The 25,799-nt window shown below is 61.8% G+C and carries 19 protein-coding genes; 4 read left to right on the top strand and 15 right to left on the bottom strand.

The window, feature by feature from the left end; genetic code table 11:
- Window positions 1–230: 230 nt before the first annotated feature.
- Window positions 231–1,010 (bottom strand): creatininase family protein, encoded by a 780-nt coding sequence (locus BAMB_RS32385; RefSeq protein ID WP_011661379.1) that lies wholly within the window; start codon window positions 1,008–1,010, stop codon window positions 231–233.
- 2 nt (window positions 1,011–1,012) lie between these two features.
- Window positions 1,013–1,777 (bottom strand): enoyl-CoA hydratase/isomerase family protein, encoded by a 765-nt coding sequence (locus tag BAMB_RS32380; RefSeq protein ID WP_041491832.1) that lies wholly within the window; start codon window positions 1,775–1,777, stop codon window positions 1,013–1,015.
- A 218-nt stretch (window positions 1,778–1,995) separates the two neighbouring features.
- Here BAMB_RS32380 and BAMB_RS32375 point away from each other — a divergent pair, with 218 nt between their 5' ends.
- The gene (locus tag BAMB_RS32375) at window positions 1,996–2,817 is read left to right on the top strand and encodes an AraC family transcriptional regulator (RefSeq protein ID WP_011661377.1); all 822 of its coding nucleotides are present in this window, start codon (window positions 1,996–1,998) and stop codon (window positions 2,815–2,817) included.
- A 37-nt stretch (window positions 2,818–2,854) separates the two neighbouring features.
- On the opposite strand, the gene BAMB_RS32370 is transcribed toward BAMB_RS32375, so the two are convergent.
- From BAMB_RS32370 to BAMB_RS32340, 7 genes are all read right to left on the bottom strand, one after another.
- Window positions 2,855–4,492, bottom strand: coding sequence for an acyl-CoA synthetase (locus tag BAMB_RS32370; RefSeq protein ID WP_011661376.1), 1,638 nt, complete (start codon window positions 4,490–4,492; stop codon window positions 2,855–2,857).
- 200 nt (window positions 4,493–4,692) lie between these two features.
- Window positions 4,693–5,841, bottom strand: a complete 1,149-nt coding sequence (gene ribB, locus BAMB_RS32365) for a 3,4-dihydroxy-2-butanone-4-phosphate synthase (RefSeq protein WP_011661375.1) — start codon at window positions 5,839–5,841, stop codon at window positions 4,693–4,695.
- Between the two features lie 22 nt (window positions 5,842–5,863).
- A complete protein-coding gene (locus BAMB_RS32360; RefSeq protein ID WP_011661374.1) occupies window positions 5,864–6,373 on the bottom strand; it encodes an Lrp/AsnC family transcriptional regulator in 510 nt (169 codons plus the stop codon).
- A gap of 247 nt (window positions 6,374–6,620) precedes the next feature.
- Window positions 6,621–8,399 carry a dihydrolipoyl dehydrogenase gene (lpdA, locus tag BAMB_RS32355; RefSeq protein WP_011661373.1) on the bottom strand — a complete coding sequence of 593 codons (1,779 nt, stop codon included), beginning with the start codon at window positions 8,397–8,399 and terminating at the stop codon, window positions 6,621–6,623.
- Between the two features lie 281 nt (window positions 8,400–8,680).
- Window positions 8,681–10,066, bottom strand: a complete 1,386-nt coding sequence (aceF, locus tag BAMB_RS32350; RefSeq protein ID WP_011661372.1) for a dihydrolipoyllysine-residue acetyltransferase — start codon at window positions 10,064–10,066, stop codon at window positions 8,681–8,683.
- Between the two features lie 114 nt (window positions 10,067–10,180).
- Complete coding sequence (gene mdeB, locus BAMB_RS32345; RefSeq protein ID WP_011661371.1) at window positions 10,181–12,895, bottom strand: alpha-ketoglutarate dehydrogenase; 2,715 nt, start codon at window positions 12,893–12,895, stop codon at window positions 10,181–10,183.
- A gap of 320 nt (window positions 12,896–13,215) precedes the next feature.
- Window positions 13,216–14,091 (bottom strand): AraC family transcriptional regulator, encoded by an 876-nt coding sequence (locus BAMB_RS32340; RefSeq protein WP_227739225.1) that lies wholly within the window; start codon window positions 14,089–14,091, stop codon window positions 13,216–13,218.
- 764 nt (window positions 14,092–14,855) lie between these two features.
- On the opposite strand from BAMB_RS32340, the gene BAMB_RS32335 reads away from it, so the two are divergent.
- Window positions 14,856–16,205 carry an MFS transporter gene (locus tag BAMB_RS32335; protein WP_011661369.1) on the top strand — a complete coding sequence of 450 codons (1,350 nt, stop codon included), beginning with the start codon at window positions 14,856–14,858 and terminating at the stop codon, window positions 16,203–16,205.
- Window positions 16,206–16,279: 74 nt separating this feature from the next.
- Window positions 16,280–17,452 (top strand): porin, encoded by a 1,173-nt coding sequence (locus tag BAMB_RS32330; RefSeq protein WP_011661368.1) that lies wholly within the window; start codon window positions 16,280–16,282, stop codon window positions 17,450–17,452.
- Window positions 17,453–17,527: 75 nt separating this feature from the next.
- Here BAMB_RS32330 and BAMB_RS34755 read toward each other — a convergent pair whose 3' ends face one another.
- Both BAMB_RS34755 and BAMB_RS35770 read right to left on the bottom strand, forming a co-directional pair.
- Window positions 17,528–17,827 carry a DUF4148 domain-containing protein gene (locus BAMB_RS34755; RefSeq protein WP_082089704.1) on the bottom strand — a complete coding sequence of 100 codons (300 nt, stop codon included), beginning with the start codon at window positions 17,825–17,827 and terminating at the stop codon, window positions 17,528–17,530.
- Window positions 17,828–17,863: 36 nt separating this feature from the next.
- Window positions 17,864–18,001, bottom strand: coding sequence for a hypothetical protein (locus BAMB_RS35770; RefSeq protein ID WP_158380557.1), 138 nt, complete (start codon window positions 17,999–18,001; stop codon window positions 17,864–17,866).
- Window positions 18,002–18,911: 910 nt separating this feature from the next.
- Between BAMB_RS35770 and BAMB_RS32325 the strand changes: the two genes are divergently transcribed.
- Window positions 18,912–19,715, top strand: coding sequence for a Crp/Fnr family transcriptional regulator (locus BAMB_RS32325; protein ID WP_011661365.1), 804 nt, complete (start codon window positions 18,912–18,914; stop codon window positions 19,713–19,715).
- Between the two features lie 173 nt (window positions 19,716–19,888).
- Here the strand turns inward: BAMB_RS32325 and BAMB_RS32320 are convergent, their stop codons facing one another.
- The 4 genes from BAMB_RS32320 to BAMB_RS36150 all read right to left on the bottom strand — a co-directional run bounded on the left by BAMB_RS32320 (window position 19,889) and on the right by BAMB_RS36150 (window position 25,396).
- Window positions 19,889–21,433, bottom strand: a complete 1,545-nt coding sequence (locus BAMB_RS32320; RefSeq protein ID WP_011661364.1) for a mannose-1-phosphate guanylyltransferase/mannose-6-phosphate isomerase — start codon at window positions 21,431–21,433, stop codon at window positions 19,889–19,891.
- Window positions 21,434–21,659: 226 nt separating this feature from the next.
- Window positions 21,660–22,940 (bottom strand): murein biosynthesis integral membrane protein MurJ, encoded by a 1,281-nt coding sequence (gene murJ / locus BAMB_RS32315; protein ID WP_227739230.1) that lies wholly within the window; start codon window positions 22,938–22,940, stop codon window positions 21,660–21,662.
- Between the two features lie 100 nt (window positions 22,941–23,040).
- Window positions 23,041–24,249 carry a glycosyltransferase family 4 protein gene (locus tag BAMB_RS32310; RefSeq protein ID WP_011661362.1) on the bottom strand — a complete coding sequence of 403 codons (1,209 nt, stop codon included), beginning with the start codon at window positions 24,247–24,249 and terminating at the stop codon, window positions 23,041–23,043.
- A 64-nt stretch (window positions 24,250–24,313) separates the two neighbouring features.
- Entirely contained in the window at window positions 24,314–25,396 is a 1,083-nt protein-coding gene (locus tag BAMB_RS36150; protein WP_011661361.1) for a sugar transferase, read from the bottom strand.
- Between the last annotated feature and the right edge of the window lie 403 nt (window positions 25,397–25,799).

The raw sequence follows: 25,799 nt of genomic DNA, 5'->3' as shown, positions 1-25,799 counted from the left end.
TTCGGTCAGTGTCGCGCCGTTAACCAATGGACATCGCCGTTTGACTTTATTTCGAAACGTCTCATCCCTATTAGATAGTGGTACTTATCTATATGGATGCCGTTTCTGCCTTGATGTCACTTTTGTTTCCGTGAATAAATATTGCCGCAGATCCCGCAGCATTTTTTATTCTTTTCATGCCGCGACCTTGCCGATACCGGCAGATCATGCTGCCGCCTTTCCGCCCTTTTCTACGTCGACGATTCGGCTGCAAATGCCGACGCGAGAAGTCTCGCCGTCGCACGCAGGCAGGCCTCGCCAATCTCGCGTGACGATCCTCGCGCATCGCCCAGCACGCCGTTTCGGGAGATGGACGCCACGCCTTCCTTCCACATCCGGTTCAATTGCTCGGTCGTCATGACGCCCACGTGGCCTGCCGTGAGTTGAGCGAGTCGGACACTGTCGGGATGAAGGTGGATCATGAGGGAGGTTTCGGCGATGTCTGCGTGTCCGCCCACGGATGCCGGATCGCCGCCGGCTTTCTCGACCGCCAGTCGCCATTCACGCAGCCACGCCTGATGATTCGTATAGGCAAGCACCTGGACGTCCGGCCCGACAGCCTGTCGCAATCCCGGCAACATCGCATGAAGGGCATTGAAGTTACCGACATGCGCAGAGAACAGGTAGATGCGCTTGAATCCATGTGTCGCGAGGCTCACGCAGTAATCGTGGCAGAGCGCGGCATACGTATGCTCCTGCAACGAGATCGTGCCCGGGAAGGCCATGTGGTGCTTCGAGCATCCCGCTTGTATCGTCGGTGCGATCAGGGTTCGCCCCAGCGATGTGGCGATTTCCACGGCGAGCGCGTCAGCATGATCGGCATCCATGCTCAGCGGCAGATGGGGGCCGTGCTGCTCGATTGCGCCGCAAGGAATGATGACGCGATCGAACTGCGTGGCCAATGCAGCCGCCACGTCCTCATACGTCATGCGCGCAAGATGCAGCGTTTCCGGCAGTTTGAGATTGCTCACGATCAGACCTTCTTGTTGCGGTTCAGAAATCTGGATCTTGCGTCCGCGGTCTGCGCGTTACCGAGATATCCACGCAGGTCATCGAGCGTCATCTGCAGCAGCGCTTCGTCGTTCATCCGTGGACTCTCGCGCAGCGTTCGCTTGATGGCGGCGAAGAGTTGGGGATCTTTGGTGCAAAGCTCGCGGCATTTGGCCAGCGCGTCTCGCAGCGTTTCATCGCGCGCGGATATTGCGTCCACCGCACCTATCGCCAACGCTTCTCCGGCAGTGATCAGTTCGCCTGAAAAAAGCAGCGAACGCGCGGCACGTCGACCCAGCAGGGCCGCCGCGTGGCGCATGCCTTTTGCCGCGGGCAACAAGCCGTGATTGATCTCGGGAAATCCCAGCCGGGCTTCAGCGGACGCGACGACGTAATCCGCATGCAGCACCATTTCGAATCCGGCACCCACTGCATAGCCGTTGACCGCGCACACGAGCGGGCTCGGATACTGCTCGAGTTGCGCCAGGAACGCGTGGAACGCTTCCATGCGCGACAGGGCGAGCTCGTGGTCCGCCACTTCATTGATATCGCCGCCGGCACAAAAGAACTTCTCTCCTGCCCCGGTGAGCACGATGCCGGGTGGCACGTCTTGTTGAGCGAGGTCGCGGAAGATGGACATCAATGCGGTGATGAGCGGTTCGCTCAGTGCGTTTGCCGGTGGCCGGTTGATCGTCAGCCGCACGACGTCCGTGTCGATGTGTGTGCGAATCAATTCGTCGGTTTTCATACCTGATGTCTCGTGAATTTTCATCGGGTCAGTGTAGGTCCAGCAGGCCCAAATTTAATTTTGATTTGCCGGCGCCATCGTTGATTCGGCGGATTAAAATCGCGTCAGTCGGATGGCCCACCGTATGTTGCGCCGAGGGCGACGACACATGAATTCACCGAGGCCCGGCAGGCGCAGAAAGCGAGTGAACCGTGGAACCCGAAAATCCTGAAATCCGTATGTCCGCTTCGCGAGCCATGACAGACCCGGTGAAGATCAACTATCAACCGTTCGATCCGGACTCCGTCGATTTGCCGGTCATTTCCGTTCTCCTGGAGACGAGTGGAAAAGAGGATGAGCTGCCGATGCACGTTCATCGCAAGGGGCAAATGGTCGTCGCATTGAGCGGGTCGGTCATGTGCCGATCACCGAGCGGATGGTGGATCGTCCCGCCCAACGGCGCGGTGTGGATTCCGGGCGGCATTCCTCACAGCAATCATGCTTCCGATTTCGCCAAGCTGTACGTCATCTTCATTCCACCGGACGAGGCCGGTCTGCCCACCGACTGCCGCAGCTTTACGATCACGCCGCTCATCCGCGAGCTGATCCGTTCACTGGCCAGGTTTCCGCCCGACTATCCGAAGGACGGCCCGGTGGGCCGGCTCGCCAGAGTGTTGCTGGATCAGCTCGCGCTGCTGGCGCCCGACGACGTCTTTCTCCCGATCTCCGACAATCCCCGGCTTCAACAGATCGCTTCGGCGTTGCTCGACAACCCCGCCGACCGCAGCACGATCGCGGAATGGGGGCGCCGATATGCGATGAGCGAACGTACGCTCGCGCGGCTGGTACGCAGCGAAACCGGCATGACCTTCGGGCGCTGGCGCGAGCGTCTGCATATCATCATTGCGCTTCAGCGATTGTCGGCAGGCGCGTCGGTTCACGCAGTGGCGCTCGAGCTCGGCTATGAAGGTCCGAACTCGTTCATCACCATGTTCAAGAAGACCATGGGACAAAGTCCCGGCAAATTTCGAGTGGACAACAAGGAGGCTTCCTCGCGTTGATCGAAACGCGGCGGCTGGTGCTACACCGCCGCCTCTTTCACAGCTGGCGCGCTCGTTCCCTCAAGTTGAACTTCTGGATCTTGCCGGTCGCAGTCTTCGGCAGTGGCGAGAACACGATGGTCTTGGGCACCTTGAAATGTGCCAGCCGCTCGCGGCAAAACGCGATGATGTCCGCTTCAGTCACGACCGAATCGTCTTTGAGCGTGATGAAAGCACAAGGTGTCTCGCCCCACTTGTCGTCGGGACGCGCGACGATTGCCGCCTCCAGAACAGCGGGATGGGAATACAGTATGTCCTCGATCTCGATCGACGAAATGTTTTCGCCTCCCGAGATGATGATGTCCTTCGAGCGATCCTTGATTTCCAGGTAGCCATCGGGATGCCATACCCCGAGATCGCCCGTGTGAAACCACCCGCCGGAAAATGCCTCCACGGTGGCGTCCGGATTCTTCAGGTAGCCCTTCATGACGTTGTTGCCGCGCAGAAATACCTCGCCGAGCGTTTGCCCGTCTTTTGGAACGGGCTCCAGCGTATCCGGGCGGGCCACCATCATTGCCTCGAGAACAGGGCCGCGCACACCCTGGCGGGCCTTGAGTCGCGCTTTCGCATCGAGCTCGAGCGCATTCCACGACTCGCGCCACACGCATTGCACGACCGGCCCATAAGACTCGGTCAACCCGTACGCGTGCGTCACCTCCCAGCCCATGCACTCCATGCCGGCGATCACCGAAGCGGGCGGCGGCGCACCGCCGGTCATGACCTTGACTCGGTGACGAATGCCCGCTTTCAGCTCCGGCGCGGCGTTATTGATCATGTTCAACACCACGGACGCGGCACAAAAATGCGTGACCGCCTCGGTGCGGATGGCGGCGAGAATCCGCTCGGCCCGCGTATGGCGCAGAAAGACACTGGTGCCGGCCACCAACGCCATGGTCCAGGGAAAGCACCAACCATTGCAATGAAACATCGGCAAGGTCCACAAATAGGTCGTGTCCTCGTCCAGATGCCACGATAGTGCATTCGACACGGCGTTCAGATATGCGCCGCGATGGTGATACACCACGCCTTTCGGATTGCCCGTCGTGCCGGATGTGTAGTTAAGCGAAATGGCCTGCCATTCGTCTTCCGGCATCGCGACAGAGAATTCCGTGTGCGTGGCCTCCTGCAGCAACGCTTCGTAGTCTTTTTCGCCGAGCAGATCGCCTTCTCCACACTGTGGATCGTCGATGTCGATGACCTGAATGACGCGGCCAAGCCGTGCCAGGGCTTTCTTCACTGTCGGGGAGAATTCGCGGTCGGTGATCAGCAGCTTCGCGTCGCCGTGGTCGAGAATGAAAGCGATCGTGTCGGCATCGAGCCGTGTGTTGATGGTGTTCAGTACGGCGCCGCAAAGCGGTACACCGAAATGCGCCTCGAACAGTTCCGGTGTATTGGCCGCGATCATCGCCACCGTATCGCCGTTGCCAATGCCGCGCCCGCGCAGCGCACCGGCGAGCAGCCGGCAACGCCGATAGGTTTCGGCCCAGTCGCGGCGAATCGTGCCGTGCACGATGGCCGTGCGCTCCGGCCAGACAGACGCGGCGCGTTCGAGAAACGTCAGCGGCGACAAGGCAATGAAGTTCGGCCGGTCGCGCTCGAGTCCGATCGTATAGGGATTGTCTGCCGTTGTTTTCATGCGGGCCGCCCCGCGGCCATGGCACTCGCGCGCTCGCCGACGATGCCGGGGTTTTCTGCGTGTCTCATCTCTCCTCCAGTTGCTTTTATGGTCACGAAACGCCCTGCAATGAGCGGCACGACTTCATCCGGAAAGTGCCCCCGCAACCAGAACGGGACGCCCCGATTTCTGCATCGGCACGGCGGCACGACCGGATGGCGTCAGACTTCCTGATGGTCGTGAATCCGCTCTATTTTTCTCTGCTCCACCATATTCAAACCGTAGCCCTCCAGGCCCACGATCGTTCTTTCATGATTGGAGAGCAGGATCATGTTCTTCACGCCGAGTTCGGTGAGAATTTGCGCGCCTATTCCGTAATCACGCAGTTCCGGCTCGGCAGGCTTGGGATGCATCATGGAACGCACACGTTCCGACACGGCCGTGACGCGGGACTCGCGGATCACCACGATGACGCCGCGATTCTCGTCCGCCAGCAAACGCGCGGCGCCGCGTAGGGACGCGAGGTGGTGACCGCCGATGACGTCGTTCATGGTATCCATCGCATGCATGCGCACGAGAACAGGGTCCGCTCCCCGTAGATCGCCCATGACGAAGGCGATATGCTCGACCTGATCGATCCGGTTCCGGTAGACCACGATCCGCCAATGCCTTCCATTCGGCTCGGTAAAGCTGCCGTGTTCAACGGCCTCCACGAGCCGTTCCGTTCGTCGGCGATACGCGATGAGATCGGCGATCGTGCCCAGCTTCAGCTGATGCCGCCGTGAAAAGGCGATGAGGTCCGGCAGCCTCGCCATGGTGCCGTCGTCGTTCATGATTTCGCAGATCGCACCGGCCGGTGCGAGCCCGGCCAGCCGGGCGATATCTACTGCCGCCTCGGTGTGACCCGCGCGCACGAGCGTGCCGCCGTCGCGCGCCATGAGCGGAAAGACGTGCCCGGGAGAAACGAGCTCGTCTCGCCCCGTTTCCGGATTGATCGCAATCGAAATCGTGCGGGAACGGTCGGCCGCCGAGATGCCGGTACTCACACCGTCACGCGCCTCGATCGACACCGTGAAGGCCGTCTCGTGCCGCGAGCCGTTGATTCGGCTCATCAAATGCAAGCCCAGCGATTCGCAGCGCGAGCGTGTCATCGCGAGGCAGATCAAGCCACGCGCATGCGTCGCCATGAAGTTGACGGCGTCGGGCGTGGCGAATTGCGCGGGAATGATAAGGTCGCCTTCGTTCTCGCGATCCTCGTCGTCGACCAGAATGAACATCCGCCCGGCGCGCGCTTCTTCGATAATCTCCGACGCCGTTGCGATGTCGGCGCGCGAATCCGCCGGCCGGCCGGCGGGCATTGCGTTACTCATGAGAACACCTTACGCGATGTGATCACGACGCCTGCGCCAGTCCATGAATCTGGATAGGCCGTGTCTTGTCGATAGGAAGCGTCGTCTTGTTGGCAAGCCGTTTCAGGACGACGTTCGAGCGAACGCTGGCCACACCGGGAAGCGACGTCAGCTTGTGTGTGATGATGTGTTCGAGTTCGACGAGATCCCTCGCCACCACGCGCAGCAGATAGTCGGTTTGCCCGGTCATCATGAAGCAGTCCATGACTTCGGTGATGCCTCTGACCGTGTCGGCGAAACTCTCCCGCGCCTGCATGCCCTGCCGCTCCAGACTGATCTCGACGATGGCCATGATGCCCAGGCCGAGAAGGGACGCATTGAGCACGGCGACGCGCCGGCTGATTACACCGAGACGCTCCAGATTTCTGACTCTGACGAGACAGGGAGAGGGCGACAGGTTGACGCGAGCCGCCAGTTCGAGATTCGTCAAACTTGAGTCCTCCTGAAGTTCACTCAGGATGCTAAGGTCTATCCTGTCCAGCGCAACGTTCATGACCTGGGTCTCCTCTTTGCACAAGGCTCCGGTGCCCTGAGGTTCGAACGCTCACTTTCGGGAAGAACATCGATTTCCGCTCCAGCATGCATTCGAACAACATCACCTGATGAACGAGTTTATGCGAGGCAGCTCTCCGGAAAATTCCGATAAAAAGTCGAGTTATCACCAAAAACAGACATTCTCGGCGCACGCTCGGGAAAACCCGCTATTCGTCATACTTGCGACACGCAAGCCGAGATGGCGATCAGGCCTTTCTGGGCGGCGGCAGGTCCGTACACACACCTTCGTACAGCTCGGCGGCCATGCCGACCGATTCGCCGAGCGTCGGATGCGGATGGATCGTCTTGCCGATGTCTTCCGCGTCCGCGCCCATTTCGACGGCGAGGCACACTTCGCTGATCAGGTCGCCTGCGTTCAGGCCGACGATGCCGCCGCCGATCACGCGATGGGTTTCCTCGTCGAAGATCAGCTTCGTGAAGCCTTCGTCGCGGCCGTTCGCGATCGCGCGGCCCGATGCGGCCCACGGGAACACGGCCTTGCCGTACTTGATGCCTTCGGCCTTGCACTGGTCTTCCGTCTTGCCGGCCCACGCCACTTCCGGATCGGTATAGGCCACCGACGGGATCTGCAGCGCGTCGAAGTACGCCTTCTCGCCGTGCGCGGCTTCCGCTGCGACGTGGCCTTCATGCACGGCCTTGTGCGCGAGCATCGGCTGGCCGACGACGTCGCCGATCGCGAAGATGTGCGGGACGTTCGTGCGCATCTGCTTGTCGACGTCGATGAAGCCGCGGTCGGTGACGGCGACGCCCGCCTTGTCGGCGCCGATCGTCTTGCCGTTCGGGCTGCGGCCCACCGCGACGAGCACGAGGTCGTAGCGCTGCGCTTCCGCCGGCGCCTTTTCGCCCTCGAACTTCACGTAGATGCCGTCTTCCTTCGCTTCCGCGCCGACCGTCTTGGTCTTCAGCATCACGTTGCCGAAGCGCTTCGCGTTGTACTTTTCCCAGACCTTCACGAGATCGCGGTCCGCGCCCATCATCAGGCCGTCCATCATTTCGACCACGTCGATCTCGGCGCCGAGCGTCGCGTACACCGTGGCCATTTCGAGGCCGATGATGCCGCCGCCGATCACGAGCATCCGCTTCGGCAGTTGGCGCAGTTCGAGTGCGCCCGTCGAATCGACGACGCGCGGGTCTTCCGGCATGAACGGCAGCTTCACGGCTTGCGAGCCTGCGGCGATGATCGCCTGCTTGAACTTGACGACCTTCTTGCCGTTTTCGCCCTGCACTTCCATGTGATACGGATCGACGAATGTGCCGACGCCGGTAACCACTTCGACCTTGCGCGCCTTCGCCATGCCGGCGAGGCCCGTCGTCAGTTTCTTGACCACGCCGCCCTTGAAGTCGCGCAGCTTGTCGAGATCGACTTCCGGCTTGCCGAACGTGATGCCGTGCGACGCGAGCGCCGCGGCTTCGTCGATGACGAGTGCCGTGTGCAGCAGCGCCTTCGACGGGATGCAACCGACGTTCAGGCACACGCCGCCGAGCGTCGAGTAGCGTTCGACCAGCACCGTCTTCATGCCGAGGTCGGCTGAGCGGAACGCGGCTGAGTAGCCGCCGGGGCCGGCGCCGAGCACGAGCATGTCGCACTCGATGTCGGCGGCACCGCTGTAGCTGCCGGCTTGCGGCGCGGGAGCCGGAGCGGCTGCGGGAGCGGCGGCGGCCGGAGCGGGTGCAGCCGCTCCGGGTTTCGCTGCCTCGGGTGCTTTCGCGGGTGCGGCGTCGCTTGCTGCTGTTTCGACGATGGCGATGATGGTGCCTTGCGAGACTTTCTCGCCGGCTTTGACCTTGACTTCCTTGACTGTGCCGGCGACGTCGCTGGGCACTTCCATGGAGGCTTTATCGGATTCGAGCGTGATGAGCGTTTGTTCTTTTTCGATCATGTCGCCTGGCTTGACGTTGACTTCGATGACATCGACGCCGCTGAAATCGCCGATATCCGGAACCTTGACTTCGATGAGACACATGTACGTCCCCTTCTTGTTTGGCTGCTGAAAGAGGGAGAAGGCTCGAACGCTGAACGACGGCCTGACTGGAGAACGGGGAGTTGGGCAGAACCACCTTTGCTGTCCGCCCAAGGACGCGCCTTTCTTTTGGTTACTTTTCTTTGGAAGACAAAGAAAAGTGACCGCCGCCCCGCGCAGGGGCGACGCTAGCGGACCGTTATGAAAGCAAGTTCAACGACGAGGCGTGGATGACCGACAGAAACCCCACAGAAACCCCACGCCCCCGCGAGCCCCTCCACTCATCAAAGAACGATGCGCCGAAAATCGGAGAGCAACGCTCCGAGATACGCATTGAACCGCGCGGCTTCCGCGCCATCCACGGCGCGGTGATCGAACGACAGCGAGAGTGGCAGGATCAACCGCGGCACGAACTGCTTGCCGTCCCAAACCGGCTTCATCTGCCCGCGCGACAACCCGAGAATCGCCACTTCCGGCGCATTGATAAGCGGCGTGAAATGCGTCCCACCGATCCCGCCGAGCGACGAGATCGAGAAGCAGCCGCCCTGCATCTGATCCGGCTTCAGCTTGCCGTCGCGCGCGGCCTTCGACAGCTCGGCCGTTTCCTTCGCGATGTCGACGAGCCCCTTCTTGTCCGCATCGCGGATCACGGGCACGACGAGACCGTTCGGCGTATCGGCGGCAAACCCGATGTGGTAGTACTGCTTGAACACCACATTGTCGCCGTCGAGGCTCGCATTGAAGATCGGGAACTTCTTCAGCCCGGCGACGACCGCCTTGATCACGAACGCGAGCATCGTGAACTTCACGCCCGCCTTCTCGTGCTCCTTGTTCAGCTGCACGCGCAGCGCTTCGAGCTCGGTGATGTCCGCTTCGTCGTTGTTCGTGACGTGCGGGATCATCACCCAGTTGCGATGCAGGTTCGCGCCCGAGATCTTCTTGATGCGCGACAGCGGCTGCGAATCGACGGGACCAAATTTCGCGAAATCCACCTTCGGCCATGGCAATAAACCCAGCTCCGCGCCGTTCGCCGGGACAGGCGTCGAAAGGGGAGACGTGCCGGACGATGCCGTCATCGCATTCCTGACGAATGCTGCAACGTCTTCCGATGTAACGCGCTGCTTCCGACCGGTGCCCTGCACATGCGATATCTCGACGCCCAGTTCTCGCGCGAGCTTGCGCACCGACGGCGACGCATGGCTTGCGCGATACGGCTCGCCTTCGCGCGCCGGGGCGCGATGCAATGGCGCGGATGCGGATTTCAGTTCGGGCGCCGGCGCGGGCGCCGGCACTGGCCCTGTCGTGACATTCGCCGGCGGACACGCGAGACCGCGCGCAGCGGAGGCGCCCGCAGGCACAGGCACCGCGTCGTCCTGCCGCTCGTCGTCGCTTTCGAGCAGCGCGATCAACGTGCCTTGCGACACCGTCTCGCCAACCGCGACCTTCATCTCCTTGATCACGCCAGCGGTGGGACTGGGCACATCCATCGTCGCCTTGTCCGACTCGAGCATGACGAGCGACTGCTCCTGTTCGACGCGTTGTCCGACTCCCACCAGAACTTCGATCACGGGGATGTTCTTATAATCGCCGATATCCGGTACTTCTATTCGTGTCACCCGCACATTCGTCTCCAACGGCAAGCGTTTCAACAGTCGGCGCCCCCTCTTCATCAGGCCGGACGCACTTGATTCGATCGGATTTCCCGCGATGGACCGATCGACGCGCGAGGCCTTCGAGCAGCCGATTCGCGCGCCGCTCTCATGGCGCTCACCGGTCAACGGGTTCTAGACAAGCCAGGGTTCGATCAGCCCGCTTCCGATTCGCCCGTATCGGTCGATCGCCTGACGCACGATGTCAGGGTCCTGCTGGCCTTCGTCGACGAGTGCTTTCAGCGCGGCGATCACGATCGACGCACGGTCCACTTCGAAGAACGCACGCAACGCCGCACGTGTATCGCTGCGCCCGAAGCCGTCGGTGCCGAGCACGACATAGCGGGACGGTACGTACGCGCGGATCAGTTCGGGCACGGCGCGCACATAGTCGGTCGCGGCGATCACCGGCCCACGCGCGGCGCCCAGGGCCGCCGTCACGTAGGGCACCGCAGTCTCGCCGCGCTCCACCAGCCGCTGCGCGCGCTCCGCGGACACGCCGTCGCGATGCAATTCGGTAAAGCTCGTCACGCTCCAGACAGCCGCGTCGATATTCCAGTCGTCTTTCAACATCCGTGCCGCGGCCTGGACTTCACCGAGAATCGCGCCCGAGCCGAGCAACTGCACCTGCGCGATCTCGACCTGCGCGGGCTCCAGCACGTACATCCCCTTGAGCACGCCGCGCCGGACGCGATCGACATCCGCTTCAGTCAACGAACGTTGCGCGTAGTTTTCGTTGGTGACCGTCATGTAGTAAAACACGTCGCGCTGACGCGTGATCATCTCCTGCATGCCTTCGTCGACGATCATCGCCACTTCGTACGCGAAGGCCGGATCGTACGCACGGCAGTTCGGTATCGTCGAGGCCGCAAGGTGACTCGTGCCGTCTTGATGCTGCAGACCTTCACCACCGAGCGTCGTCTTGCCGGCCGTCGCGCCGATCAGGAAACCGCGCGCGCGCTGGTCGGCAGCCGCCCAGATCAGGTCGCCGATACGCTGGAAACCGAACATCGAGTAGTAGATATAAAACGGCAGCATCGTCAGATCGTGCACGCTGTATGACGTCGCCGCGGCAATCCACGACGACACCGCGCCCGCCTCGGAGATGCCCTCTTCCAGAATCTGGCCGCCCGTATCTTCACGGTAGTAGAGCATCGAACCCATGTCTTCCGGCTCGTACAGTTGACCGAGCGGAGAATAGATGCCGACTTGCCGGAACAGATTCGCCATGCCGAAGGTCCGCGCCTCGTCGGCGACGACGGGCACCACACGCGGCCCCAGCTCGGCGTCCTTCAACAGGTTGCCGAGCATGCGCACGAACGCCATCGTGGTCGACATTTCCTTGTCGTTGGTGTCGAGCGCGAATCGTCCCCACGACGACATCGCGGGCACGGCCGGCGCGTGCGATGCCGATGTGCGCCTTCGGGGAAGGTAGCCGCCCAGCGCCGCACGGCGCGCGTGCAGATACTGCATGACGGCACTGCTGTCGTCCGGTTTGTAGAACTTGAGTTGTTCGACATCGTCGTCGGAGAGTGGCAGGCGAAAGCGGTCGCGAAACGCCTTCAACTGGTCGATGTCGAGCTTCTTTTGCTGATGTGTCGTCATGCGCCCCTGGCCGATCGCGCCCATGCCGAAGCCCTTCATCGTCTTCGCGAGAATGACCGTAGGTTGCCCGCTGTGTTTCGACGCCTTTTCGTACGCAGCGTGCAATTTGCGCACATCGTGGCCGCCGCGGCGCAGGCGGTCGATATCGTCGTTGCTCAGATGCGCGGCGAGCGCGGCCAGTTCGGCGTTCTGACCGAAAAAGCGTTCACGATTGTAGGCGCCGTCGTTGGCGGAAAAGGTCTGGAACTGGCCGTCCACGGTGTGCGCGAACGCGCGCAACAGCGCCCCGGTGCGATCACGTGCAAACAGGGCGTCCCAGTCCGAACCCCACAACACCTTGATGACGTTCCAGCCCGCCCCCGTGAACTGCGCTTCGAGTTCGTCGATGATGCGGCCATTGCCGCGCACCGGTCCGTCGAGCCGCTGCAAATTGCAGTTGATCACGAACACGAGATTGTCGAGTCGCTCGCGCGCTGCCAGCGAAAGCGCACCGATCGCCTCGGGTTCATCCATCTCGCCATCGCCGAAATAGCCCCATACCTTGCGGCCTTCCGTGCGTTGCAGTCCGCGGTTCTGCAGATAACGCATGAAACGCGCCTGGTAGATCGAGTTGATCGGCCCAATGCCCATCGAGCCGGTCGGGAACTGCCAGAAGTCCGGCATCAGCCACGGATGCGGGTAGGAACACAGGCCCGCACCTGTGATTTCCTGTCGGTAATGCTCGAGATGCGCGTCGTCGAGAAAGCCTTCGAGGTAAGCCCGCGCGTAAACGCCCGGCGCGGAATGAGGTTGAAAATAGACGAGATCGCCACCGTGGGCATCATTCGGGCCACGAAAGAAATGATTGAAGCCCACTTCGAACAGGTCGGCCGCCGACGCATAGCTGGCAATATGCCCGCCGAGCTCACCGTAGGCGCGATTGGCCCGCACCACCATGGCCAGCGCATTCCAGCGCAGCGCGGCGGCAAGCTTTTCTTCGATATCGAAGTCGCCCGGATACGGCGGCTGCTGATCGACGGCAATCGTATTCGCGTAGGGCGTGATATTGAGGCGCGCCGTTGCGATACCGTTGGACGAAGCGTGGGCCGCGAGCCGATCGAACAGGTACTGAGCACGTTCGGCACCTGCATGCCGAACCACGCCATCGAGCGCGTCGAGCCATTCGGCGGTTTCGAGCGGGTCGTCGTCGACTTTCGTCTGGCCCAGGGAAAGGATCGAGGGTGTCGCCGTCGATAAGTCGGTCATCTTGCAACTCCGTAAAAGCAATGCGAATTTAGTGGCGAGTGCGCAAAGATTACGGGGGATGCCGCAGAATGTGTGGTCGTATTAAAGGCCGCCGACGCGGTGTCGGCTGCAGTCTCTTCTGCGAAATGCGTGATCGACAGCATTTCTATTCGATGTGGGTGGCCTAGCGTGGAGGACCCGGCGTCACGGGCGGGAAATTGGGGCGAAAGGCGCGTCGAAACTCGAAGCGCGTTACATCACGACGGGCACCAGGAAGGAACCGGCCGCATGATTGCGGCCGCTCGCGCCACGCGTTCGTCGACGCGCCGAGGCGCGCGGCTTCACACATCGGCCACAGCATCCGCCGGGCCATCCGCTCGGTCGTCCATCTCGGTCGAAGCCGCCGGCGCGAGCACGACCTCCGATTGCGTGCGAGCCAGCGCGGCGAAATAGCGGCCCGGCGAATGCCCGAGCGCTTTCTTGAACATGGTGATGAAGGCGGTTACCGACTCGTAGCCGAGTTCGTCCGACACGCGTTGCACGGAAGCGCCGCCGGCAAGCTCGCGCACCGCAACGAGCAGTTGCAACTGCTGCCGCCAGCGGCCAAAGGTCAGCCCTGTTTCACTGACGACGAGTCTTGCCAGCGAACGCTCGCTCATGGCGAGACGCTTGGCCCATTGCGCGACGGTGCTGCGATCGCCGGGCTTGGCGTTCAACGCGTCCGCCATCTGCCGGATTCGCGGATGATCCGTAACCGGCAGATAGAGGCGCTCGACCGGCATCAACGTCAGCTCATGCAACAGCACGCGTGCAAGCCGGTCGAGATGGCCGCCCTGCTCATAGTCCAGCGGCGCACCGGCCAGATGCAGGATCATTTCCCGCAGCATCGGCGAAATGGACAGCGTGCAGCAATCCGTCGGCAAGTCGACGATACCGGGCTCTGCGAACAGATAGCAAAGCCGGGCATTGGGTGTGGCATGGTTACTGTGCGGCATCTCGCCGGGAATCCAGACGCCGCATTGCGGCGGGACGATCCAGAACGCGCCCGCGACCCGACAGGTTACGGCGCCGTGCAACGCCAGCACCAGTTGCCCCTTCAGATGCTTGTGAACCGGAATTTCGGCAGCATACTCGTCGACGCGCATGTGCATCGCTACCGCCGGCCGATCGATCGCGTCGGGATCCGCAAAATCAGGAAGACTAACGTAACGGTTCATATCCGGCATTTTAGCGACATGTTGAAATTGTAGCGAAGTTGATGCGATGCAGGAGCCGGCATAGTCGCGTCATACCCGGCTGGAATGGCGCCACGACTTCATTGCGCGAGACCTCCCCTTCCCGGACGCCTGGAATCAGCGCTTGCAGTCCGGTTGGGACCCGATTGCGCTTCGTGCGTGGGCTGTGGCACATCACGTGCACGCTTCACGAGTCGGACGAAAGCCACGATGGCGTCGAGCAGATCGACGTGGACGGCACCGCGAAGTTCAGCGCGCCACCGACCGCGAATTACGCTTCGATTGACTGCTTTCACCGCACAATCGGCCGAACGGAGCGCCACTCCGGCAACACAAGAATAAGAAATGCTGCCTGAACTGCGGCAATATTTCTCCGTGCAATCAAAATGACTTCACGATCCAGGCGACCCGGATTTCGTCACGCGATGAGATCTGGAGCGACGAATAATAAATCAATGGAGACAGATTGTTTTTGTCATACCAATACCGAGCGGACGACAGCGCAGCGCCATAGCGTGCGGCGCCTTGCCCGTACGGCAAGGCCGTCGTGGGTTGAATCCGCAGCGCCGGTCTATTCGCGTAACCGGACATTCCTCAGCAATTAAGCAGATATTAATCATATTAAATATCGATTATTCAAACCCGTTTTACTGGTGCTGAACGCTCGACCATCGCACCACCGCCTTTAAACGAGAAAAGATGCCATACCCGAAGCAAACCCTTCCTTTTAACGCGAGGAGAACAATATGGAAATACGGAAAATCAATGTCTACGATCTCATCGACAGTCGCAGAATCGGCAGGAGGCAGTATTTCATCGTCGCCTTCTGTGCGCTGCTCATGCTGTTCGATGGCTTCGACACCCAGGTCATCAGCTTCATCGTGCCCGTTCTCGCGAAGGAATGGCAACTGCCCAAGACGGTATTCGGCGCGATTTTTTCAGCAGTTTTCTTCGGGCTACTAATCGGTAACTTCAGCATTCCGTTCGCGACCCGGCGCTTCGGCACGAAGAAGATCGCTTTCGTGGCAACCACTGCTTTCGGCCTGTTCACCGTGCTGACCGTCTTTGCCACCAGCGTGCCGCAACTGATCGCCTTGAGGTTCCTCACCGGCATCGGCCTCGGAGCGGCCACGCCTTGCGCGGTGGGCCTCGTTTCGGAATTCAGCCCAAAGAGAACCCGCGCGACTTTCGTCATTCTCGTCTACTTGGGATATGCGCTGGGGTTTATCTTCGCGGGCCTCTGCAGTAGCGCGTTGATCCCGCGGTTTGGCTGGGAAGGTCCACTGTGGCTGGGCGGGCTCGCGGCACTGGGCTTGACGGTGTTGCTTATCCCGCTGCTGCCGGAATCCGTGGCCTACCTGTCGGCAAATGCGGAGCCGGCCGAATTGCTTCGTTTAACCAAGCGCCTCTTTCCCGATTTCACGCTGCAATCGGACAGCGAACTGGTTACTCACGAGGAGAAGCCGGCGGACGCAAGTGTGCTCGGATTGTTCTCCGCACGATTCCGCGTGGGGACATTCCTGCTGTGGGCCGTATTCGCGATCAACCTGGCAGCTTTCTATTTTCTGCAAAGCTGGCTGCCGACCGTTCTCGCGTCCATCTCGTTCCCACCCGCGCTCGTGGTCTGGGCGACCATCACCGTGATCATCGGCGGCATGGTGGCCAGTCTGCTGATGGGACCCATCATGGATCGCACGAGCCCCTACAGAATCCTGTCCGCGGTCTACGTCGGCGGCGCCGTGTCGATGTACGCGATCTCGATAGCAATCGGCTCATCGCATCTCGCTTTACTCACGACGATCTTCTTTTGCGGCTTTTGCATCAGCGGCGGACAAACCTGCGCGATCGCGTTGTGCACGCTCTTCTACAGCCCGGAATTGCGCGCGCCGGGCGTCGCATGGGCCTATGGATTCGGTCGGCTCGGCGCCGCGGGCGGCACCTACCTCGCGGGTGTCCTGTACGCGAACAACTGGACCGTCGACGCGATGTTTCGCGTCGCAGCAGCGCCAATACTCATTGCCGCGGCTTGCGTGGCCCTGATGGGCGCTTGCTATGGCCTGACGAAGAGCGGCCTGAAGAAATCCTTTTCCGCCTGACCCGTACCGCTCGCTGAATCGATGAACGTCAGGAGAACTGTTTTTTTGTATTGCCTTTGAATTGCGGAGATCTCATGAAAACCAAAAAAATCGAAATCATTGTCGGCTCGCTCGTGGGGTTGGCCAGTTCCGTCGCGCATAGCCAAAGCAGCGTCACGCTCTATGGCGAGATCGACAACGGTATTCATTACCAGACCAACGTAGGCGGCGGCAAAGCCGTCTACATGGACTCGCTGAACGGTATCGACGGCAGTCGCTGGGGGCTGACCGGCAAGGAAGATCTGGGAGGCGGTCTCAAGGCGATTTTTACGCTCGAGTCCGGCATCAACGTGAATAACGGACAACTTGCCCAGGGCGGCACGGCGTTCGGCCGGCAAGCTTTCGTCGGACTGAGCAGCGACGCTTACGGTTCTCTCACCGTCGGCCGTCAATACGACATGGTGTGGTATTTCCCCGAGTTTCTTGCCGGTGCCGCGGCGGTTGGCGACCTGGCGAGCGCGCATCCGGGAGATTTCGACAACACCAGTAACAGCGTGCGATTCAACAACTCGGTGCGCTACATGAGCCCGGACTTCCACGGCTTCTCCTTTGGCGTCGAATATAGCCTCGGCGGCGTGCCCGGCGACTTCACTTCGACGTCGGGCTATTCGCTTGGAGTCGGCTACACACATGGTCCGCTTCAGATCGGCGCGGCGTTCGATTACTTCAAACACCCGACATCGACACCAGGTAACGGATGGTTCACCAACTATGCAAGCGGCTTCAATCTGCTGGCCTCTTCCCTGAACTCGGCTTATCAGGTCGCGCAAGCCTATCAGGACGCCGTCATCGCGGCGGCCTACACGATCGGAAACGCGACGATCAGCGCGTCGTATTCGAATGTTCAATACGCCAATCTCGGTGCGTCGTTCCAGAACGGTACGGCCATCTTCAACAACTATGACATCGGTTTGAACTACCGTGTCACGCCGGCCTTTTTCGTCGGCGTCGCGTATGACTACATGAAAGCGCGCAGCGTCACGACGGCACAAGGCAATTCCGTCGGCAATCAGCACTACAGTCAGGTGGCGTTCACGCTGGACTATCTGCTGTCGAAGCGTACCGACGTGTACTTCTCGGGCGGCTGGCAACGCGCTTCCGGCACATCGTCGACGGGCGCGCCGGCGGTCGCCAACATCGGCGGATCCGGAGATTCATCGAATAACCACCAGATGGTTTATCGGCTCGCTATACGACACAAATTCTGAGCGTTGCTCGCGCTGGAGTGCACACGACGATGCGGCGATATGTCGGCGCCGGCATGCAGACGCCACGGTCATTGCTCAAGGTTGCCGGTTCGACGCCTGCAAGGATGGCGTCGCGCCGGCGCCTGCATCACGGACATCCCGATTCCGGCGAGCCTGCGCCATATCGGGCGGATAGGTCCGCTGCCTGCGCGAGTGAGTCGGAATCCAGCCGTCGCGTTCTGCCTGAACGAGTTCGGCCCGCACCTCGGCGCGCGTCTTTCCACTTGTGACCCCTGCCGCGGCGCAGCCCGCATCGACCGCATCGACTACATCGGCGCTTGCGGCCAACGGGAAGCACGTGACGAAGCAGAGTATCGCTGCGATTGTCGTGCGCATGAGAATCTCCTTCCTTGTAAAGGCGTGGCTCCGCGCTCAGACGAAGCCATACATGGTGAACAACATGACGTACGGGATCTCCTGTCCCGCCGAATTGCAGACCATGACGTCGGTCTTCTGAATGGCGCACGCGGACACGATTGCCTTTGCAACCTTCGAAAGGACAAGCTTCATGATGATTGACTCCTCAATCTGATGGGACCTTACTGTGGATCTGTCGGCAAACCGTCAATGGCGCTGAACTGCGCTCGATGGTTGCATCATTGGCTACCGGCTCGAAGCAGGGGAAGCTGGCACTCCGGTGCTTTGAAGCGTCTCCGTGATGCGTACTTTATCCACATTCAGCCAGTCTGAATTTTTGGAAGATGACAACGCATCTGCAAAAACTGCCAGAGTTTTTCTGATGCACGGTGTCCTGTCGGCAGTCCAATCAGCGTCGTTGTGCGCCGCCGCTTATCGTGAGGGTGGCCGGCTGGGCCAATCTGCGGCTCACGGCGGAATTCAGCAGCGTGCCCATCAAAGCCATGGAATTATCGGGACAGACCGCGGTTCACGCACAGGCACCCGGCGCTCGCCTACCGCACATCGAATCCTGCGGTCCGCCATAGGGAAACCACCGTGAACACTTCTGAAACAATTCGATCCCGGCCGGATGCCGATTTGCTGCAGATGCAGCCGCCTGACGTGCGATGCGCAGCGGACGTACGCGGGTCTTCGCCATGGAAACCCAATCGAATCAACCACCTCGGTTGAATCGTTGGGAAGATCGCCGCGCCGCTCGCCGGAAAATGGCGTTCGAAATTGAAACACAACGCAATCGTCGGTGTACGTATTCCCGCAAGCGCTGGCACGGACAACTCGTTGCACCATATCAGCGCTTGCTTTCCGTTCGATTGGCATGTTTCTAGCTTTAAACCTAGCCACTTGCTCGATAAATTGAGCATCTGCATCGGGGCCGCATAGCGTTGAATCGACACGGTACTGCCCCTGCTCGCCGTTCATCCGGCGGATCAGGGCTAGCCGTGCGAACCGGATGCGGATGCAACAAGCTGCGTCACATGCGGCTTCGGATGGAGAACTTGACATGTTGGCGCTGCAATCGGATCTTCACGGCAACCACCTCCTCAGCGCACTGCCATACGATGAATGGCAAGCGCTCGCCCCCCACCTCGAACTCGTTCGTTTGCGCGCGGAACAGTTGCTATATGACTCGGGGCAGCGGATCCATCACGTCTACTTCCCGACCACCGCAGTCATCTCCATCCTCTACATGATGGAAAATGGCGGCTCCGTCGAGGTTGCCGCAGTCGGCCGCGAAGGCATGACCGGCGTGCCCGTCCTGACCGGCGGCGAAGCGATGCCGAACCGCGTCCAGGTGCAGTACGCCGGTTTCGCGTATCGAATGAGCGCGCAGGCGCTCCGGCTCCATTTCGCGCGATCCGAGCGCATGCAGCGCCTGATGCTGCTCTACATGCACGCACTGCTCACCCAGATCGCGCAGATGGCCGCGTGCAACCGGCACCATTCATTGAACAAGCAACTTTGCCGGTGGCTGCTGATCGAGGTCGACCGGGTCGACTCGTACGAACTGGCGGTCACCCAGCAACTGATCTCGGAAATGCTCGGCGTGCGGCGCGAGGGCGTCACCGAAGCGGCCGGAAAGCTGCATCGCGAAGGCCTCATCCTCCATCGCCGCGGCCATATCCGGGTGCTGGATCGCAACGGTCTCGAAGCGAACGCCTGCGAATGCTATGGACTCGTCAAGCGGGAGTTCGACCGCTTGTTGCCGCATCGGCACCGCGCGGCCGTGCCCGACGCAGGTACGGTCGGGCGGCCGGAGGGCGAAGCGGTTTGCGGCCTCACACCGTTGCACAGCCCCTCTCTCTAACCCGCATGCGAAATGCGGCAGCGGTGGGCCGCGCCGCGAACGCGCGTCGGCGCGGCGTTGCCATGCCGTGCCATGCCGCGACGAACCGGGGCCCCGGCAGGCGCGGCAGGCCCGGCACCACGACAAGGCGTGCGACGCCGATACGGCGGACGTCGCACGCGCTTCATCCGGCATCACGTGTGCGGGTCGCAGCGGCCATAGCTGTCGTCGAAACGAACGATGTCGTCTTCGCCCAGATACGTGCCCGATTGAACCTCGATGATCTCGAGCGGGACTTTGCCCGGATTCTCGAGCCGGTGACGCACGCCGACCGGGATGAAGGCCGACTCGTTTTCGGTGAGCAGCAGCTGCTCGTCACCGCGCGTGACGAGCGCGGTGCCACGCACGACGACCCAATGCTCCGCACGGTGGTGATGCATCTGCAACGACAGCCGCCCACCCGGCGACACGACGATATGCTTCACCTGAAAACGCTCGCCGCGATCGATCGAATCATAGAAGCCCCAGGGGCGATGCACCTTGCGATGCGAATCGGCCTCGGGCGCCCGCTCCGCCTTGATGCGCGCCACGAGCCGCTTCACGTCCTGCACGTGCGCCCGGTCGGCCACGAGCACCGCATCGGCCGTTTCCACCACGACGACATTGGTGGTACCCACGCATGCCACGAGGCGTCCGTTCGAATGAGCGTACGTGGAAGCCGCGCCTTCGAACATGACGCGTCCGCGTCCCACATTGCCGCAATCGTCCTTGTCGAGCGCGTCCCACACGCCATCCCACGAACCGAGATCCGACCAGCCGGCGTCGAGCGGTACGACAACCCCGTCGCACTCCGATTCGGGCATGCCGATGCGCTCCATGACCGCATAGTCGATCGAGTTCGCGTCAACGCGGGCGAACGCGCCGGGCTCGGGATTGAAGACGCTGCCGCTGGACGCGCCGGCGACGAACGCAGCAAGACACGACTCGTGCATGTCCGGCTGCAGCCGTTGCAACGTCGCGAGCCAGACCGACGCGCGCAACACGAAGATGCCGCTGTTCCACCAGTAGCCGCCCGCCGCGAGGTACTCGGCCGCGCGCTCCGCCGATGGCTTCTCGACGAACCGCTCGATCCGGTGCGCGCCGTCGCCAATCGCGGCACCGACGCAGATGTACCCGAAAGCAGTCGCGGCATGGGTCGGCGGCACACCGAGCGTCGCGATCGCTCCCGCTTCCGCATGGCGGGCGGCCAGGGCAACGGCCCGCTTGAGCGCCGGCGTGTCCTTGATCAACTGGTCGGACGGCATGACGACCAGGATCGCGTCGTCGCCGGCCGCGCATGCAAACGAGGCCGCCAGTGTCAACGCGGGCGCGGTATCCCGCCGCACGGGCTCGACGATGAACCGCGCGTCGATCCCGCCCGCGCGCAGTTGCTCGGCGATCAGGAATTGAAGGTCGGCGCCGCACACGACGACAGGCGAGCCCGACACCTGCCAGCCGGCCGGGAGATCGGTCATTCGCGTTGCGGTGGCTTGCAGCAACGAATCCGAGCCGACGACATCGATCAGTTGCTTCGGATAATGCTCGCGCGAAACCGGCCATAGGCGTGTGCCCGAACCGCCGGCCAGAATGACCGGCAGAATGCGCGTACGCACCGGCGCCGTCGACTGATCGACGACCGGACCGCACTCCGGCTGCCGGCCTTCGTCGATGTCGCACGTCTCTACTTGCAGTGATGACATGGTATCGCTCCGCTGTCGAGGAACGCGCCGCTGTCTCCCGCGACTGAAGCGCATTCGGACGCGCGATGCTTTCCGGACGATCGCGCCCGCCCTTTCATGCATTCACTCTAAGTCGCATCGATTTTGCAGACCGTGCGTAACGACACACTGGACGTTCGATTCGCGACACGCGTGGTTCATCAGGTCGCCGCCACCGCTCCACGGCCGCGCAATGAACGGACGACGATCATGCCTTTCGTTTCCCGCTCCGGGTCACCGTTCGAACGTGCCGATCCCAACCCATGAGCGAGAGATGGTAGGCGAACGCGCTCGCGGCGGATGCCGCCGATGCGAGCACGATACCGACGATGCCGAGCCACTGGATCAACACGACATTGGCGAGCGCCTTGACGATGAAGCACACGATGGCCATGCCGGCCAATGCCTTCAGGCGCCCTTCGCTCGCGAACAGCTGCAGCAGCACCAGTTGTGCGAAATAGAACGGCAACTTCACGAGACTCCAGCGCACCAGATGGGCGACGGTGGCCGTGTCCGCATCCGTGAACGCGCCGTGTTGAAAGATCAGCTTGATGACGATCGGCGCGAGCGGCCAGACGATCGCCGTCACCAGCACGCCAACGCCCAGCATCAGGAACGACCACTTGAGCGCCATCTCGCGTGCCCTCGCCGGCTCGCCGTTGCTCTGGATGTCCGAGAACACCGGCAATGTCGCGCGGCCGATGGCCATCGCGCCGACGCCCTCGAGCAGCGCAATCAGCCGGCCCGAATAGGAGAGCGTCGCGATCGCGCCATCGCCGAGGCCTGCGACGAAATACTGATCGAGGGGCACCGCAAGGCTCAACACGAGCTGACACAGCATGAACATGCCGACCGTGCGATAGTTGCGCGACCATTGCGGCGATCGCAGCGAAAAAAAGAAGCGGGTTTGCACACCGTCGGTGGCGCGCGCCAGCGCGGCGAGCCACGCCGCTTGCAGCAGGAAGCCGATCGTCGTGCCCCACATCAGCGGCGCGGGCGAATTCCCTTGCTGCCAGACGATCAGGAAGAGCAGCACCACGACGGCAGGCAGCGCTTCCAGCAACGTGTTGATGTGGCGCTCGCGCGCCTGCAGGCGCGCCGCGAACACGCAGATCGTCATCATCAGGATGCCGATCGGGCTCATCGTCATCATCATCGCGCGAGACATCTCGCGCGTCTGGCCGGACAGGTTGCGCTCGAACAGTCCGAGCATCCAGGGCCACGCAACCAGCAACGCCGTTGCGCAGACGCTGCCGAACACGAGCGCCACCATCTGCAATTCGCCCAGAAAGCGGGCCTGCTCGCGTACGGGCTGCGTGCGTAGTCCGACCAGCGTGGGTACCAGCATGATCTGAAGCCCGACGACGAATGCCGCCGGCAGAAATGTAATCAGGTTGAACGTGAGCTGGTAGGCATCGACGACCGGGCTGATGCCGTAGTGGTAGGCGATCGCCATTTCCCGCAGCGCGGCCGCGACTTTGCCGAGCAAGACAAACGTCGAAATCCAGATCGCGCCCCGCGCGATCCGCAGATGGTCGGGGTGAAGCCGGGACAGGCGGCTCCGCCACGCTGCGATCTGTGCGATCAATTCATGCTCCCTCGAATGCACCGTGTGGCGAACATCGCGCGCGCGCCTCGCATATGGCGTTCTCGACGACCTGCAGAAACTCGGCTCTGAAGCGCTCGGCGGTAAAGCGAACCGCATTGCCGCGACACACCTCCGGACGCATCGGCTCATGCGCTTCGAAGCGCGTGATCGCATCGACGATCGCCGGCACGCTCTGCTGCATGAAAAACAGGCCCGTGCCGTAGTTCGGATCCTGCGACTCGATGACCGTTTCGAGCGCCCCGCCCCGGCCGTACGCGATGACCGGCGCGCCGCAGGCCTGCGCCTCCACCAGCGTGATGCCGAAATCCTCTTCCGCGGCGAACACGAACGCGCGCGTGCGCCGCATCAGGTCGATCAGCACTGGTGTCGGCTGATACCCGAGCAACGTGACGTTCGGCCCCGCCAGCGCCTTCGCCCGCTTGAAGTCGGGCCCGTCGCCGACGACGACCAGACGTCGATTGGGGAGGCTCGCGAACGCCTCGACGATCAGCGGGATACGCTTGTACGGCACCATCCGCGACGCGATCAGATAGAAATCCTCACGGTTTGTGCCGAGGTCGAAACGATCGACGTCTACCGGCGGATACACGACCGTCGAGCCGGCTCCATAGATCTTGCGAATCCGGCGGCCGATAAATTCCGAGTTCGCGACGAACGCATCGACACCATGCGCGGTGCGCTGATCCCAGATCCGCATGTAATGCAGCACGCTGCGTGCGAGCCAGCTCTTCGGCCCCTTCGTCACACCGGCCTGCATCAGGTACTGGTGCTGAAGATCCCACGCGTAGCGGATAGGCGAATGCACGTAGCTGACATGAACCTGGTCGGGCCCGGTAATGACCCCCTTCGCAACCGCATGGCTCGACGAAATCACGAGATCGTACGCGGAGAGATCGAACTGTTCGACGGCCAGCGGCATGAGCGGCAAGTACGTGCGAAAAGCCCTTCTCGCCCGAGGCAGATGCTGGATGAACGAGGTCTTCGCATGCTTGCCGCCCAGCGCGGCGCGATGCTCTTCCGGGAAGAAGTCGACGATGCTGAACAAGTCCGCGTCAGGCCAGATCCGGATGATCTGCTCCAGCACGCGTTCGGATCCGGCATACGTCGTCAGCCAGTCGTGCACGATCGCCACCCTGCCGAAGCGCGTTGAATCGCTGACGGCCGTATCGCTTTGCATCACATGAGCCATGTCGACATCTCTTCAGTATGTGCGTGAGGTAATCGATCCCGGCGACGGGATCGCGCCCGGGTGATCAGTACGCGCCGTGGCCCTTGACGACCACCCTGATCGTCTTGAACAGGATCACCACGTCCCGAAGGACCGACCAGTTCTTCACATAGTCCACATCCAGCGACACGCGCGTCGCATAGTCGGTATTGCTGCGGCCGCTGACCTGCCAAAGCCCCGTCATGCCGGGCCTGACCTGCAGGTAGTACTTGACGTCGGCGCCGTAACGCGCGAGCTCTTCATCGACGATCGGCCGCGGCCCCACCAGACTCATCTCTCCGCGCATCACGTTCCAGAGCTGCGGCAGCTCGTCCAGGCTCGTGCGGCGCAGAAAGCGGCCGATACGCGTCACGCGGACATCGTTCTTGAGCTTGAAGCCACTCTCCCACTCGGCGCGAGCCTCAGGATCGGTTTCCAGAAGTTGCTTGAGCATCTGGTCCGCGTTCACGACCATCGAGCGGAACTTCATGCATCGAAATTTGCGCCCATGCTGCCCGACGCGAACGTGTCCGTAGAACGCCGGCCCGCCGTCGCACCATACGACGACCATCAGCGTGATCAGCAGCGGCGACAGCACGACGATCAGCAACGCACCGCCGATCACGTCGAAACAGCGCTTCACGATGTACCGCGCCGGCACGGACGGGCGCGCTTCGCCGGCCGACGCCGGGGCGGCGCCGCCGATGCCGTAGCCATGTTCCGTCTGCCAATGCCCGAGCCAGGCCGGCCGCGCGACAGACAATGCAACGAGGGCGGCCGTATGTGAAACGAGAAGCGAAATCCCGCTCACCAGCGTCCAGTAGATGAACCACGGCAACAACGGCGGCGCGCTGCGATGAATCATGAACAGCAATACGAGGCCGCACAGCTGCACGACGAACCACGCGAGCGTCGTGCGGCTGATCGCGCTTGCGAGCGACTTCGTGCATCGCGCCGAGTAGGCGCCGCACGCGGGGAATACCGACAGCGCAAGCGCGGCGACGAATGCGACCAACGAGGGATCCAGTCGGGGTGGACTTCCGATGTCGGCCATACCGACACGGGATGTTCCGACCGCGCCCAACACGATCAACGTGACGTCGATCGCTCTGTGGAAATATCCAGGCATTTCAGCTTCCCCCAGCATTGCAGCCACCGCGACGGTCGTGCCACGAAACCGCCGACGTAGCCGGTCCTTCCGCTTATGACGACAGCACCGACCGAGGACTGGAAATGGCCGCTGGCCCCCGTCCCTTCGCTACTCGGCGTCTGTCGCCCGCCACCCCGATTCATGACCGATCGTACTGAAGGAAGCACGCGTGCTCTGTTATGAAACCCACAAAGAAATACCGTAATTCCGCAAAGTGTCTGTGGACGGCTCCTTTTAATTAATCGAAATGTTCATATCGAATCGGGCGGGCGAAATTCATACGATCAACGAACGAGCGATCGCGCCGTTAACCCGCGCAATGTTTCTCTCTTGAAACCACGGATGCCCGCCACGCGCTGGTTCCACGCGCCGACGATTCACT

It is taken from the genome of Burkholderia ambifaria AMMD, assembly GCF_000203915.1.
GTDB lineage: Bacteria > Pseudomonadota > Gammaproteobacteria > Burkholderiales > Burkholderiaceae > Burkholderia > Burkholderia ambifaria.
This window is presented reverse-complemented; position numbering and strand designations above follow the sequence as displayed.